This is a genomic window from Novosphingobium sp. FW305-C-30-35, assembly GCF_058783135.1.
Genome location: NZ_JBYSYJ010000001.1, coordinates 359,812 through 374,149 on the forward strand (window position 1 = coordinate 359,812; position 14,338 = coordinate 374,149).

At 63.1% G+C, this 14,338-nt stretch carries 15 protein-coding genes; 7 read left to right on the forward strand and 8 right to left on the reverse strand.

Features of this window, described 5'->3' with window-relative positions; translation table 11 throughout:
- Nucleotides 1-28: 28 nt before the first annotated feature.
- Entirely contained in the window at nt 29-811 is a 783-nt protein-coding gene (locus AC3WLM_RS01975) for a TSUP family transporter (RefSeq protein ID WP_492476443.1), read from the forward strand.
- Here AC3WLM_RS01975 and AC3WLM_RS01980 read toward each other — a convergent pair.
- The 6 genes from AC3WLM_RS01980 to AC3WLM_RS02005 form a co-directional block, all read right to left on the reverse strand.
- Nucleotides 808-1,998, reverse strand: coding sequence for a cytochrome P450 (locus tag AC3WLM_RS01980; RefSeq protein WP_492476444.1), 1,191 nt, complete (start codon nt 1,996-1,998; stop codon nt 808-810). The genes AC3WLM_RS01975 and AC3WLM_RS01980 overlap by 4 nt on opposite strands.
- A gap of 62 nt (nt 1,999-2,060) precedes the next feature.
- The gene (queA, locus tag AC3WLM_RS01985) at nt 2,061-3,104 is read right to left on the reverse strand and encodes a tRNA preQ1(34) S-adenosylmethionine ribosyltransferase-isomerase QueA (protein ID WP_492476445.1); all 1,044 of its coding nucleotides are present in this window, start codon (nt 3,102-3,104) and stop codon (nt 2,061-2,063) included.
- 41 nt (nt 3,105-3,145) lie between these two features.
- Entirely contained in the window at nt 3,146-3,817 is a 672-nt protein-coding gene (locus AC3WLM_RS01990) for a peptidylprolyl isomerase (protein WP_492476446.1), read from the reverse strand.
- A 79-nt stretch (nt 3,818-3,896) separates the two neighbouring features.
- Nucleotides 3,897-4,409, reverse strand: a complete 513-nt coding sequence (gene coaD, locus AC3WLM_RS01995; RefSeq protein ID WP_039331280.1) for a pantetheine-phosphate adenylyltransferase — start codon at nt 4,407-4,409, stop codon at nt 3,897-3,899.
- Nucleotides 4,409-5,305: a polyprenyl synthetase family protein gene (locus tag AC3WLM_RS02000; protein ID WP_193828108.1), complete on the reverse strand. Its 897-nt coding sequence runs from the start codon at nt 5,303-5,305 to the stop codon at nt 4,409-4,411. The genes coaD and AC3WLM_RS02000 overlap by 1 nt, the downstream gene beginning before the upstream one ends.
- 14 nt (nt 5,306-5,319) lie before the next feature.
- A complete protein-coding gene (locus AC3WLM_RS02005; RefSeq protein WP_039331283.1) occupies nt 5,320-5,583 on the reverse strand; it encodes an exodeoxyribonuclease VII small subunit in 264 nt (87 codons plus the stop codon).
- 71 nt (nt 5,584-5,654) lie between these two features.
- On the opposite strand from AC3WLM_RS02005, the gene AC3WLM_RS02010 reads away from it, so the two are divergent.
- The 3 genes from AC3WLM_RS02010 to AC3WLM_RS02020 are packed head-to-tail and all read left to right on the forward strand — an operon-like array spanning nt 5,655 to nt 8,995.
- A complete protein-coding gene (locus tag AC3WLM_RS02010; protein ID WP_492476447.1) occupies nt 5,655-6,050 on the forward strand; it encodes a DUF2177 family protein in 396 nt (131 codons plus the stop codon).
- A gap of 42 nt (nt 6,051-6,092) precedes the next feature.
- A complete protein-coding gene (gene purL, locus AC3WLM_RS02015) occupies nt 6,093-8,252 on the forward strand; it encodes a phosphoribosylformylglycinamidine synthase subunit PurL (RefSeq protein ID WP_039331286.1) in 2,160 nt (719 codons plus the stop codon).
- Nucleotides 8,249-8,995, forward strand: a complete 747-nt coding sequence (locus AC3WLM_RS02020; RefSeq protein WP_492476448.1) for a DUF72 domain-containing protein — start codon at nt 8,249-8,251, stop codon at nt 8,993-8,995. Before purL ends, AC3WLM_RS02020 begins: the two co-directional genes overlap by 4 nt.
- Nucleotides 8,996-8,998: 3 nt before the next feature.
- On the opposite strand, the gene AC3WLM_RS02025 is transcribed toward AC3WLM_RS02020, so the two are convergent.
- Nucleotides 8,999-9,808: a Coq4 family protein gene (locus AC3WLM_RS02025; RefSeq protein WP_492478079.1), complete on the reverse strand. Its 810-nt coding sequence runs from the start codon at nt 9,806-9,808 to the stop codon at nt 8,999-9,001.
- A 146-nt stretch (nt 9,809-9,954) separates the two neighbouring features.
- Here AC3WLM_RS02025 and AC3WLM_RS02030 point away from each other — a divergent pair, with 146 nt between their 5' ends.
- Nucleotides 9,955-10,539, forward strand: coding sequence for a hypothetical protein (locus tag AC3WLM_RS02030; protein WP_492476449.1), 585 nt, complete (start codon nt 9,955-9,957; stop codon nt 10,537-10,539).
- On the opposite strand, the gene serB is transcribed toward AC3WLM_RS02030, so the two are convergent.
- Entirely contained in the window at nt 10,540-11,424 is an 885-nt protein-coding gene (gene serB / locus AC3WLM_RS02035; RefSeq protein WP_492476450.1) for a phosphoserine phosphatase SerB, read from the reverse strand.
- Here serB and miaA point away from each other — a divergent pair.
- Nucleotides 11,417-12,391 carry a tRNA (adenosine(37)-N6)-dimethylallyltransferase MiaA gene (miaA, locus tag AC3WLM_RS02040; RefSeq protein ID WP_492476451.1) on the forward strand — a complete coding sequence of 325 codons (975 nt, stop codon included), beginning with the start codon at nt 11,417-11,419 and terminating at the stop codon, nt 12,389-12,391. The genes serB and miaA overlap by 8 nt on opposite strands.
- Before the next feature lie 198 nt (nt 12,392-12,589).
- On the forward strand, nt 12,590-14,338 hold the full coding sequence (gene ilvB / locus AC3WLM_RS02045) for a biosynthetic-type acetolactate synthase large subunit (protein ID WP_492476452.1): 1,749 nt from the start codon (nt 12,590-12,592) through the stop codon (nt 14,336-14,338).

Here is a 14,338-nt window from a genome sequence, read left to right on the forward strand (position 1 = left end):
CCTTAGGCGCAATCGCCAAAGCGCGCAAATGCCAGACCTGCTCCTGATAGAACCCGCCCATCTCGATCTGTGGTTCTACCCGGCGTTGACCTGCGTTGCCGTGCTTTCGGGGTTCATCGACGCCGTGGCGGGCGGCGGCGGGCTGGTGATGATGCCGGTGCTGCTGTCCACCCCCCTGCCCCCGCATGTGGTGCTGGGGACCAACAAGATCCAGTCAATGTGCGGCACATCGATGGCCACGTGGCGCTATCACAAGGCAGGTCTGTTCAGTTTCCGCAAGAACGCCGCGACAGCCGCCATCGTTTTTGTCGGCGCAATGGCAGGATCGCTGGCAATTCAGCACCTTAGCGCGGACGTCCTCAAACTCGTCGTGCCAGTGCTGCTGATTGCTGTGGCGCTCTACACTGTCCTGTCGCCGGGCATGACCGACGAAGACCGCAAGGGTCGCCTGTCCGAGCGCGGCTACATGCCGGTAGGGGGCGGGGTTGCGTTTTACGATGGCTTTTTCGGGCCGGGCGCCGGACAGTGCTTTGCAACAACGCTGGTTGGCTTGCGGGGCATGGGGCTTACCCGTGCCACTGGCCTGACGAAATTTCTCAACGTCACCAGCAACATAGCCAGTGTGATCGTGTTCAGCATCGGTGGCCAGGCGATGTGGATTCTCGGGGCTTGCATGGGCGTCGGCGCCATGACCGGCGCGTGGATCGGCTCGCACTATGCCACCAAGTTCGGCGCCAAGGTGATCCGCCCGCTGCTCGTGGTGGTGAGCATCGGGCTGACCGTGCGACTGGTATGGGGCTGGTTTTCCTAGGGATTCCAGACCAATGGCAGCGAAGTGCAGGCACCGACGTTGCCGCCCTTCATGGTGACGGGACGCTCCGGATCAAGGCGAACCGCGGGCATGCCAGCAAGCCACTCCTCAAGAAAAACAATCACTTCCATGCGCGCAAGGCCTGCGCCGACGCAGCGGTGGGCGCCCACGCCCATCGTGGTGTGCCGGATCGGGGTCAGGCCGCGGTCGAAACGCACCTCTTCCGGCGCAGAAAAGCTTCTCGGATCAAGGTTATGGAGTACGCTGGGCAAGTAGACAAGGTCACCGGCACGGATCGTGACGCCGTCGATTTGGATATCGCCAACTGCATTGCGACTCACGGCAACTGTCGGGTAGCGACGCATCAACTCATCGGCAACTGCGGGCAACTCTCGCGGGTTGCGGCGCATCCACTTCTGGTGCTCGGGGTGCCTCGCCAAGTGGAGCGCGACCATCCCGATCATCGCAGCAACCGTATCGAGTCCACCGAACAGAAGATTGCGGCACATCCGCCGCGCCTCGTCCACCGTCCACGGCCTGCCGTCGACCGGTTCCGACAGGATGCGGCTGAAGAGGTCGTCGCCGGGCTGCGCCATGCGCCTTTCAATAAAGGGCCACAAGTAATCGTCAGCCGCCTGCCGGAGTTGTTCGACCGTCATCGAACCGTCAGGGCGCGTGAGTTGGACACCGAGCTGGCGAAGTCGAGGACGGTCTTCGAGCGGTACGTCGATCAGGGTGAGGAAGATGTTGAGCGGCAGGATTTCGGCGAAGTCGCTGACGAAATCGCACTTGCCACGCGGGCGCAGCCCCTCGATCAGTTCGCGCGCGACTTCACGCACCTTGGGTTCCAAGGCGACGACAAAACGGGAGGCAAGGCCCTTCATCACGGGCGTGCGATACGCTTTGTGCGCTGCTCCGTCCTCCTGCAGCGGAATGAACTGCATGACTTCGCCAAGGCCCGGAGTCACGGCAAGGCACTGATTGGAGAGCCTTTCTGCATCTCCCCACAGTTGGCGCACAACGTCACCGCGCGCTGCGATCCAATGACCGCCATTGACCGTAGTCCACACAAGACCGGGGCCATCAAGCAGCGTCTTCCACGCGGCGAAGTAATCGCTCTCCACCCCTGGCGGATTGAAGATGTCGAAATCCACCACCCGGTCTGCCGGAACGTGTGCCGGTATCATGCCCTTCTCCCATATCTGTTGGGGGGCAGGCTAGTCGGCACACCGTCGGCCGAAACTGCGCTTTATGGCAGGAGCAGGCTGGAATCGCCGTAGGAGTAGAAGCGGTAGCCGCTGGCAATGGCATGGGCATAGGCCGCCTGCATCCGGTCGAGCCCCATCAGCGCCGAAACGAGCATGAACAATGTGGACTTGGGCAGGTGGAAGTTGGTCATCAGCCCGTCGATTGCGCGGAAGCTGTAGCCCGGCGTGATGAAGATCGCGGTATCGCCTTCGAACGGGCGAATGACCCTGTCTTCGCCCGCCGCGCTCTCAAGCAGGCGGAGCGAGGTGGTGCCGACGGCGATAACGCGGTTGCCGTCCGCGCGGGCGGCGTTGAGACGGTCTGCAGTGGCGGAGTCGATCGTGCCCCACTCGGCGTGCATCTGGTGGTCCTTGGTGTCGTCGGCCTTGACCGGCAGGAACGTGCCCGCGCCAACATGCAGGGTGAGCGTTTCAGTGCGGATGCCGCGCTCGGCAATCGCTTCCATGAGGCGCGGCGTGAAGTGCAGCGCGGCGGTGGGGGCGGCGACGGCGCCATCCTTGGCCGCAAACATCGTCTGGTAGTCTTCGCGGTCTCGCTCGTCGGTGGGGCGCTTGCCGGCAATATAGGGCGGCAGCGGCATTTGCCCTGCCCGTTCCAGCAGGACCTCGACGGGCTCTTCGCCGGGAAAGAACAGCGTCCAGCTGCCATCGGGAAAGCGGCTTTCTACAAAGGCAGACACGCCAGTGCCGAACCTGATCTCGTCTCCCTCCCGCAGGCGTTTGCCGTTGCGAACGAAGGCCTGCCAGCGGCGCAGGTCGATCCGCTTGTGGAGCGTGGCGCCGATGCGTGCCCCCTCACCATTCAAATTTGGACGTTGGCCTTCCAACTGGGCGGGGATGACGCGCGTGTCGTTGAACACCAAAACATCGCCGGGATTCAACAGCGAGGGCAGATCAAGCACTGTGAGGTCACGGAACGGCCCGTCCATGCCAACGCCAAGTAGGCGCGCCGAATCACGCGGCCGGGCGGGACGCAGGGCAATATTTTCCTGAGGCAATTCGAAGTCGAAGAGATCTACGCGCATGGGCGCGCCCTAGCCGCAATTGGGCAAGGATTCGAGACCCCTTAGTTTGACGTAGAATTGCTGAGCATGTCCGCCGTTATGGCAGCCGGTGCCGCTGGCGCGACCGGCGCCGGGGCCGCCTTGTTGTCAGCCGCAATCGAGGCCTGCACGATCTTGGTGGGGTTCTGCGGCGGTTCACCGCGCACGATCGCGTCCACAAAGTCCATGCCGGCGATCACACGGCCGAAGTTGGTGTACTTGTGATCGAGGGCAAAGCGCGGATAGAAGACGATGAAGAACTGGCTGTTGGCCGTGTCAGGTTCGTTCGTGCGCGCCATCGAAACCGATCCGCGCACGTGCGGAATGGCGTTGAACTCGGCCTTGAGGTCAGGCAGCGGCGAACCGCCCTGCCCAGTTCCCGTTGGGTCGCCAGTCTGGGCCATGAAGCCGTCGATCACGCGGTGAAAGATGATGCCGTTGTAGAAACCCTGGCGGACAAGAGTCTTGATCCGCTCAACGTGGTTGGGCGCCCACTCCGGCATCAGGCGAATGGCCACACGGCCACCGTTCGAAAGATCGAGGTAGAGGATATTCTCGCGATCCACGGACTGATCGGCATTGACCGTATAGGTGAGCGGCTTGAGCGCTGGTGCCGGAGCCTCGTCCTTCGCCATGGCAGGCGAGGCAATCAGGGCAGCGCCAAGCGCAAGTGCGGTGAGAAAGCGCGAAACCATGGAACAGTCGAACTCCGATAACCTGCAGCGCCGATAGGCTTCTCGCGCTGTCGCTGCAATGAACGATTGCCGTTCTGTTTCAGTAGTCGCCCAGACGACCAAGCTTCTCGACCCTGGCGACCACTTCATCACGGACCATTGGCGTGACGAAATCGGCTATCTCGCCCCCGAAAAGCGCAATTTCCTTCACTAGCTTCGATGCGATGGGCTGAAGGCTGACGTCGGCCATGAGGAACACGGTCTCAATCTCGGCGTCGAGCTGCTGGTTCATGCCGGCCATCTGGTATTCGTACTCGAAGTCCGCAACGGCGCGCAGCCCGCGCACGATCACCGAAGCGCCTTGGGCGCGGGCGAACTTCATCAGCAGCGCATTGAAGCCCACGACCTCGACATTGTCGATTCCCTGGTCCGCCACTTCACGGCTGACCATGGCCATGCGTTCTTCCGGCGTGAACATCGGGTTCTTCGAGGGATTGGTGGTGACGCCGATGATCAGCTTGTCGACCAGCTTGGCTCCACGCCGGATGATATCGAGGTGGCCGAGCGTGATCGGATCGAACGTGCCCGGATAGACGCCGATGCGCTGCGCCATCAGTGATTCCTCTCGACAATAAAGCGCGCCAGTTCGCGCAGGAGATCGGCTTCAGGGCCATAGCTCGCCAGAAACTCGATCGCTTGTTCTACCAGAATGCGCGCCTGTTCGCGTGCCCTCTCTGCGCCCAGCAGCGAGAGGAACGTCTCCTTGCCCTGCGCTTCATCCTTGCGCAGGGCCTTGCCCGCCGCGGCTTCGTCGCCTTCGGCGTCGAGCAGATCGTCGGCAATCTGGAACGCAAGGCCGATGTCGCGAGCATAGCCGCGCAAGTGCGTACGGCCTTCAGGCGGAACCTTGCCGAGAATTGCGCCCATCTCAACCGAGGCGGAAAGCAGCGCACCCGTCTTGAGCTGCTGCAGCCGCGTTACGGTGGGCAGGTCGAAGCTCGAGGTTTCGGCAACGATGTCCATCATCTGCCCGCCGCACATGCCATTCATGCCGCTGGCCGTGGCAAGCGTGCGGATCAGTTCGATGCGGGTGAACGGATCGCCACTGGTTGCAGGATCGGACAGGACTTCGAACGCGAAATCGTGAAGCGCGTCGCCAGCAAGGACCGCCGCAGCATCGTCGAAAGCGAGATGCACGGTGGGCTTGCCGTGCCGCAGGGCGTCATTGTCCATGCACGGCAGATCGTCATGGATCAGCGAATAGACGTGGATTGCCTCGATTGCGGTGCCGACCCGGACCGCGGCTTCGCGAGAAACGCCGAACAGTGCAGCGGTGGCGCAGACCAGCAGCGGACGGACGCGCTTGCCGCCACCGATCGTGGCATAGCGCATGGCTTCGACAAGCCGGTCGCGGGGATCGCCGGGCACGGGCAGGAGCAGGTCGAAGCTCTTGTCGATGTCTTCGGCGATAGCCTTGAGCGCAGGCTTGAGCAGACCGGTTTCGGCCATGACGGAAGCTCCGATCAGCCCTGGGTTTCGTCAAACGGGCGCAGGCCCTGCGGCTTGCCATCACGATCGGCCACGATCGCTTCGATCCGCGCCTGCGCCGCATCGAGCCGCGCCTGGCAGTGCGCGCGCAGTGCATCGCCGCGGGCATAAAGATCGATCGATTCATCAAGCGGAGCATCGCCGCTTTCCAGCCGCCGCACGACTGTCTCGAGTTCCTTCAGAGCCTCTTCAAAGCTGAGGCCAGCGATGCTTGGTGCGATATCAGGTGCGGTTCCCATTGGGGCAGCATTGACGGGGCCATGGGGCGCGGTCAAGCTTCGATCCGCAACAAGCCGGGGACCTGCACTCCATGCAATACGTGATCGCCTATGTCGCTGCCGCCGTGGTGTTTGGCGCAATGGACGCCGTGTGGCTGGGGTGGGCCGGGTCAAAGCTCTATCGCCCCGCGCTGGGTGATCTGCTGGCGCCGCAATTCCGCGCGGGGCCGGCGATCGTGTTCTACCTGCTCTACCTTGGCGGAATGATGTGGTTCGCCGTCCGGCCAGGCCTGTCGCAGGGCCTGGGAGCGACGGCGCTGAACGCTGCGATCCTCGGCGCGATGTGCTACATGACCTACGATCTGACCAGCCAGGCCGTGCTGGCGCGCTGGCCGGTGCACGTGACCGTGATCGACGTGATCTGGGGGACGTTCGCGACGACAGTGGCCGCTACGGCAGCAACATGGATCGCGCTCAAATTCGCCTGACAGGACTAGCCTACACGCGCCCACATCGCTAAGGCGCGCGCCATGTCCGAAATCACGCCAGATGTCGTCGCCGCCCATGGGCTGTCCGAGGAAGAGTACCAGCGCGTCCTGAACGCGCTCGGACGCGAGCCGAACCTTGTCGAGCTCGGGATCTTCTCGGTGATGTGGTCGGAGCACTGCTCCTACAAGTCGAGCCGCATCCACCTCAAGAAGCTACCGACGTCGGCGCCCTGGGTGATCTGCGGCCCCGGCGAGAACGCGGGCGTGATCGACATCGGTGACGGGCAGGCCGCCATCTTCAAGATGGAGAGCCACAACCACCCCTCCTACATCGAACCCTATCAGGGCGCGGCAACTGGGGTTGGCGGCATCCTGCGCGACGTCTTCACCATGGGCGCGCGCCCGGTGGCGAACATGAACGCGCTGCGCTTTGGCCGTCCTGATCACCCGAAGATGAAGCACCTTGTGCAGGGCGTCGTCGCGGGCATCGGCGGCTATGGCAACTGCGTTGGCGTGCCGACGGTCGGTGGCGAGACCAACTTCCACAAGGCCTATGACGGCAACATCCTCGTCAACGCGATGACCGTGGGCGTGGCCGATACCGACAAGATCTTCTATTCGGCGGCCACGGGCCTCGGCAATCCGATCGTCTATGTCGGCTCCAAGACCGGCCGTGACGGCATCCACGGTGCGACCATGGCGTCTGCCGACTTCGACGAGAAGTCCGACGAGAAGCGCCCGACCGTACAGGTGGGCGATCCCTTCACCGAGAAGCTGCTGATCGAAGCCTGCCTCGAACTCATGGCGACCGATGCGATCGTCGCGATCCAGGACATGGGCGCGGCGGGCCTGACGTCGTCCTCTGTCGAAATGGCGACCAACGGCAAGGCTGGCATCATTCTCGACATGGACAAGGTGCCCTGCCGCGAAGAGGGCATGACGCCTTACGAAATGATGCTCTCGGAAAGCCAGGAGCGCATGCTCATGGTACTCAAGCCCGGCAAGGAAGCCATGGCCGAGGCGATCTTCCGCAAGTGGGAGCTGGACTTTGCCGTGATCGGCGAAGTGACCGACACTGGCCACATGGTGCTGAAGTTCAAGGGCGAGACGGTCTGCGACATTCCGCTGGGTCCGCTCGCCGAAGACGCCCCGCTCTATGACCGCCCTGCCCTATCGCTGGCAGACTACAAGGCGTGGGCTAACGTGGCGCCGCTCGGTTCTGTGCCGGAGAGCGCGGACCTTGGCGCCGATCTGGTCAAGCTGATCGGCTGCCCCGATCTCGCCAATCGCCGCTGGATCTTCGAGCAATACGATTCGCAGGTTGGTGCCGACACGTTGCAGAAGTCGGGCGGCGATGCTGCCGTGGTGCGCATCCACGGCTCGAAGAAGGCGCTGGCGATCAGCACCGACTGCACGCCGCGCTATTGCTATGCCGATCCCTATGAAGGCGGCAAGCAGGCCGTGGCCGAAACGTGGCGCAACATCTGCGCGGTTGGCGCGCGTCCGCTGGCAATCACCAACTGCCTCAACTTCGCCAATCCGCAGCGCCCCGAAATCATGGCGCAGATCGTCCAGGCGCTGAACGGCATGGGCGATGCTTGCCGCGCGCTGGATTACCCGATCGTCTCGGGCAACGTCTCGCTCTACAACGAATCGAAGGCCACCGGCGGTGGTTCGGCCATTCTGCCCACGCCTGCCATCGGTGGCGTCGGCCTGATGCTTGATCACGACGTGATGACCACCGTCGCGTTCAAGAACGAAGGCGACGTTATCTGGCTGGTGGGCAATGAAGGCTCGCATCTCGGCCAGTCGCTTTACCTGCGTGAAGTGCATGGCCGCGAAGATGGCGATGCGCCTGCGGTAGACCTTGCTGTCGAGCGCAAGAACGGCGAACAGGTGCGCGAATGGATCGCGGCCGGCAAGCTCACCGCTGTCCACGACATCTCGGACGGCGGCCTGCTCGTAGCGCTGACCGAAATGGCGCTGGCCGGTGACAAGGGCTGCTCGCTCGACGTGGCGCTGACCACGGCTTCGGCATTCGGCGAGGATCAGTCACGTTATGTCGTCACGACCAAGGCTGGCGAAGTTCTCCAAGGTGCAACCAGGCTTGGCACGGTCGGCGGAACGCAGGTAGCGGGCGTCGAACTGGCAAGGCTGCGCGAGGCCAACGAAGCCTTCTTCCGGGACTGGATGGAAGCGTGACGCACGGGTCCATCCGCGTCGGTATCGGCGGGTGGACCTACGAACCTTGGCGCGGGGGAGCTTTCTATCCGGTGGGCCTCCCGCACCGGCGAGAACTTGAATACGCCGCGTCAAGGCTGAACTGCATCGAGATAAACGCGACCTACTACCGGCGGCAAAAGCCCGAGAGCTTTGCGCGCTGGGCAGCGGCCACTCCGGAAGGCTTCCGTTTTAGCCTGAAGGCGCTGCAATATACCATGCGGCGCAAGGTGCTGGCGGACAGCAAGGAGATCGTCGGCAAGTTCCTTGATCAAGGGTTCACTGCACTCGGCGACCGGCTGGGCCCAATCCTGTGGCAGTTCCGCGAAGGGAAGCGGTTTGAACGCGAGGACTTTGCGCGCTTTCTTGACCTGATCCCGGATCGCCAGGACGGCGTGGCGCTGCAACACGTGCTCGAGGTACGCGACGTATCGTTCTGCGATCCAGCTTTCCTTGACCTCTGCCGCGATCGCAATTTTGCCGTTGCATTCTCCGACAACGCCGAGTTTCCGCAGATCGACGAGCAGACGGCGAATTTCTCGTACGCGCGGCTGCAGCAGTCGAATGAAGCTTGCGAGACCGGCTACGAACCCGCGGCGATCGGCAAGTGGGCGAAGCGCGGCCGCGACTGGGCACGGAACGGCAGGGACGCCTACATCCTGTTCATCGCGGGCGCGAAGCAGCGCAACCCGGCCGCAGCGCGGGCATTGATCGCAGCCCTCTGACCGTCAGGCGGCGAGCTTCTTAGCCGCATTTTTCCCGAGCAGGTCATAGGGATCGATTCCCATGCCGCGCCAGATGCCGTGCGCTTCCTTGTAGTGCACGGCAGGAGTGATGTTAAGGCGGGCACGCACCTCTTCGATGGGCAGCGGCAGCAGTTCCTTGATTGATTGTTCGCACAGCCGCGGGCATGCCTTGCCAAGTCGCTGGCCTTCGCGGACTGCGCGCAGGACCGGCGCGCTGCGCTTGGTCTGGCGATTGATGTTCATGCCGGCCATGTAGCCGATGAACAGATGTGCCGGGCTCGGCTGCTGGCTGTAGGTGAACGCAAGGACGCAGGCTTCGCCAAGTGCATCGCGCCCGTAACCGGTCAGCACGTGAAGCATGTCGTGCACGTCGCGCATGCGGTTGAGGTACCACAGGAACTGGTCCTCGAAGCGTTCTCGCTTGGCGGCGAAGCGATCGAACTCGTCGACCAATCCCTGCGCGGTCAGGCCCTCGCTCTCCATGAAGTCGCAGTAAGCGTGGGCCAGAGAACCCGCAGGCGTCTGCCGGAGCGCGGCGTGATCATCGAGAATCGCTGGGAGATAGGGCTCGGTCAAACGAAGGGCCTGACCGCGCTCGCTACGCAGAAAAGCCTCGGCCCGCCCCCGCAGGTTCCGCCACGGCAGCGCCTCGAAGATGTGGAACACCTCCTCGGTGTTTTCCTTGTCCTTCAAGAGGTTCTGGAAATGGTGCCATGCCTTGAGCGGCTGCATCCGCATCTCCGGACGACGCTCATCGTAGATTGGCAGGTCAGCACTCAACGCGCCGGTCATGGCGTTCACGTCGATTCTCCCGGTTTTCTTGCCGCCGGAATACTAACAGCACTGTAAATAGATCGTCAATCGCCGTGCCCGGAGCACTGCTTGCCAGCGCCGACGGTGCAGTGCAGACTAGCAAAAACGTAGGGGGAGAACGGAACATGGCACGGAAGTGGCCAATGGCGCTGGGGCTGGCGCTTTCGTTGCTCGCCTTGGCTGCGGGTCTGGCCGCCGGCACGACGCAACATGAGAGTTGGCACCTCGCCGCACGTTGGACTGCACGAGTGGGCTTTCCGATTTTCCTCCTGACCTACCTCGCCTCCTCGCTCTTTCGCCTTTCCCCCGCCCCGTGGAGCCGTGCGCTGGTTCGTGATCGCAGGTGGTGGGGCCTTGGCTTTGCGGCAAGCCACACCGTCCACCTCGTGGCGCTGGTCGTCGCAGTCAGCCTCGATCCGGAACCGCGCACGTTGGCATCGCTTGTCCCGGGAAGCCTGGCCTACCTGTTCATTCTCGCCATGGCGTTGACCTCAAGAAGCGCTGCGATGCGCGCACTCGGCCGGAACTGGAAACGCCTGCACACAACGGGCATCCACGTGATCTGGCTGATCTTCACGCTGGCTTACGCCAAGCGCATTCCAATGCCGGAGACGCGCGCCATCGGCCTGACGATGACGACGCTCGCCCTGATGGCGCTGCTGGTTCGCGTGCTGGCGTACAGACGACGCAGCACGCCCGCCTTTGCCTGATCAGTCGAAGACCCAGTCCTGACGGGCAATGCCGAAGAGCGACAGGATCGAGGTCAGATCACCGCGGTCGACCCAGCCGTCGGCGGCAGAGCGGGCCTTGGGCTTGGCGCGATAGGCGATGCCGTAGCTTGCAGCTTCGATCATCGGAATGTCATTGGCGCCATCGCCGGTCGCAAGGCTGAACACTTCGCTGCCAAGGCGCTCTGACTCTTCGAGCAGGACCTTCTTCTTCACCGAACTATCCACGATTCCACCAACGAGCCCGCCAGTCAGCATGCCTTCGTGCAGGCCGAGGCGGTTGCCGACCACGCGATCGAACCCGAGCAGTTCCGCCACCGGATCGGCGAAGGAATGAAAGCCGCCCGTGACCAGTACGGTATGGCAGCCACGAGCCTTAAGCGTCGAAACGAGCGTCCGAGCACCCGGCATCGGGCGAATGCGCTCCTCGAGGCACTGCGCGATTGCGGTCTCAGGCAGGTCCTTGAGCAAGCCGACGCGTTCGCGCAGGGCGGATTCGAAATCGAGCTCTCCCTGCATCGCGCGTTCCGTGATTGCCGCGATACGGTCCTTGAGTCCGGCGAAATCCGCCAGTTCGTCGATGCATTCCTGCTCGATCATGGTCGAATCCATGTCGGAAACGAACAGGCTTGGCACTTCGATCAGGCCGTTGGAGAGCAGCAGGTCGCTATCGGGGAAGCACTGGTCCAGGATCTTGCGGATGCCTGCGGGATTGCCTTCGACGACTTCGAGTTCGAGCACGTCGTCACAGAAGTCGAGCATCCCGGCACCCGCCACTTCCCAATCGCGCGCCTCGATCATTTCCATCGCAAGCGAGAGATTGTCACCAAGCGTCTCAGGGTCTGCTATCAGGCGCGCGATGATCAACGGGGAATCCTTTTCTGAAAGCACGGGGCACGACGCGGCTGACGGGCCACGCGTGGCGCTAATCGCAGGGCCGACGGCAAGCGGCAAGAGCGATCTCGCTGTGAAGCTCGCCCTCAGGCTGCGAGAGCAAGGCCGGGAGGCGGTGGTTATCAATGCCGACAGCGCGCAGGTCTATGCAGATCTGCGCGTGTTGAGTGCAAGGCCGTCGGAGGAGGAAATGCAGGGCGTGCCGCATGTCCTGTTCGGCGCGTGGGATGGTGCGCAGCCCTGCTCGGCGGCAGACTGGGCAACAGCCGCCAAGGTTGAGATCGCTTCAGCCCACGAACGCGGTGCGATGCCGATCCTCGTCGGCGGGACGGGCATGTACATAAACACGCTGCTCCACGGCATCGCACCGGTTCCGGACATCGACCCTACTGTTCGTGCGGAGGTGCGAGCTCTGCCGGTTGAGGTCGCATATGCCGCTTTGCGCGAGGAAGACCCGGCGCGCGCTGCACTGCTTGGTCCTGCCGATGTGCAACGCGTGACCCGCGCGCTTGAGGTGGTGCGTTCGACCGGGTATTCCCTCGCACATTGGCAGCAGCAGCGTGTTGGCGGGATCGGCAACGGGGTGGACCTCGCGCCGATCATTCTCCTGCCCGAGCGGCAGTGGCTTTATCGCCGCTGCGATCTGCGCTTCGAACTGATGTGGCAGGGCGGTGCACTCAACGAGGTCGAAGCGCTGCTGGCCCGGGGCCTGCCCGAATCGTGTCCGGTCATGCGAGCAATCGGCGTGCCGGAGATCGCCGCATTCCTGCGCGGTGAAATGTCTCAAGATCAGGCAGTTTCCGCAGGGCAGCAGGCGACGAGGAACTACGCCAAGCGGCAGTATACCTGGCTGAAGAACCAGAATCCCGGCAGTTGGCCACGCTTGACGTACGAAAATTCCATTGACTTCGACTATGCAGCAAGTTTATTGCGCGGTTAGCCGCTTGACACCACCTTTTATGTCAAGTAGCAGGCCGTCAATTGCCTGATCCATCTTGCATGCCGATCAAGCACCCGAGAGGGAGAGACGGCCCGGCGCAGCCAAGCTGCAGCCGGGCCGAAATTTTTGATGGTTTTTTGTTTTTTCAGCGAAGCATCGGGTCTATCGGCCCGGTCACGCGAAGAAGGATGAAGTAACGTGACAAGCGAGCGCAGCGGCGCCGAGATCCTGGTCGAAAGCCTTGTCGCCAAGGGCGTCGAATTCGTGTTCGGCTATCCCGGCGGCGCGGTACTGCCGATCTACGATGCGCTGTTCGGTGATGAACGCATCCGCCACATCCTCGTCCGCCATGAAGCCGGCGCGGCCCACGCCGCCGAAGGCTATGCGCGCGCTACCGGCAAGCCCGGTGTCGTGCTCGTCACCTCCGGTCCTGGCGCGACCAATGCCGTCACCGGCATTGCCGACGCCTTCATGGATTCGATCCCGATGGTCGTGATCACCGGGCAGGTCCCCACCGGCCTGATCGGGTCCGACGCGTTCCAGGAAGCCGATACGGTCGGCATCACGCGCCACTGCACCAAGCACAACTATCTGGTGAAGGACCCGTCGCAGCTTGCCGCCACCATCGACGAGGCCTTCCGCATCGCCACCGAAGGTCGTCCCGGCCCGGTCGTGATCGACATTCCCAAGGATGTGCAGATCGCGACGGCGACGTGGAGCAGCGCGGCGCCGCAGCAGCGCAACCGCTATTCGCCCCAGACCGAAGGCGGCGCCAGCGAGATCGCCGAGGCGATCGAAATGATCGCCCAGGCCAAGGCACCGGTGTTCTACACCGGTGGCGGCGTGATCAATTCCGGTCCCGAAGCCGCGCGCCTGCTGCGCGAGCTGCAAGCGCTGACCGGCGCGCCCGTCACTTCGACTTTGATGGGTCTGGGCGCATTTCCGGCGGATCATCCGGCATGGCTCGGCATGCTCGGCATGCACGGCACCTACGAAGCAAACCTGACGATGAACCAGGCGGACCTTATCGTCTGCGTCGGCGCCCGCTTCGATGACCGTGTCACGGGCCGCCTCGATGCCTTCGCGCCCAATTCGAAGAAGATCCACATCGATATTGACCGCGCGTCGATCAACAAAACCGTCGCCGTGGACCTGCCGGTGATCGGCGATTGCGGCAAGGTTCTCGGGCAGCTGATCGAAGCGTGGCTGGAGCGTGGCTACAAGGCGCAGGACCTCACGGGATGGTATGCGCGCATCGATGGCTGGCGTGGCAGGAAGAGCCTTGCCTACCCGCGCAAGTCCAAGGCGATCATGCCGCAGTATGCGGTCGAACGTCTGTACGAGCTGACCAAGCATCTCGAGCCGATCATCTCGACCGAAGTCGGCCAGCACCAGATGTGGGCGGCGCAATATTTCCACTTCATGAAGCCAAACAAGTGGCTGACCTCGGGCGGTCTCGGCACGATGGGCTATGGCCTTCCCGCGGCCATCGGCGCGCAGGCCGGCTTCCCCGAGACGCTGGTCATCGATATCGCCGGCGACGCCTCGATCCAGATGAACATTCAGGAGCTGGGCACGGCCACGCAGTATCGTCTTCCGGTCAAGGTCTTCGTGCTCAACAATGAATGGATGGGCATGGTCCGCCAGTGGCAGGAGCTGACCTACGAGAGCCGTTACTCCAACTCCTATTCGGACAGCTTGCCCGACTTCGTTCGCCTTGCCGAAGCCTATGGCTGGAAGGGCATCCGCATCAGCGACGAAAGTGAGCTGGACGCGGGCATCCAGGCGATGATCGACCATGACGGTCCGGTCTTTGTCGATTGCCTCGTCGCCAAGGAGGCCAATTGCTTCCCGATGATCCCGTCGGGGGCTGCACATACCGACATGATCCTCTACGGGGACGAAGTCGCCGGCACGATGGACGACGAAGCAAAGGCGCTGGTCTGA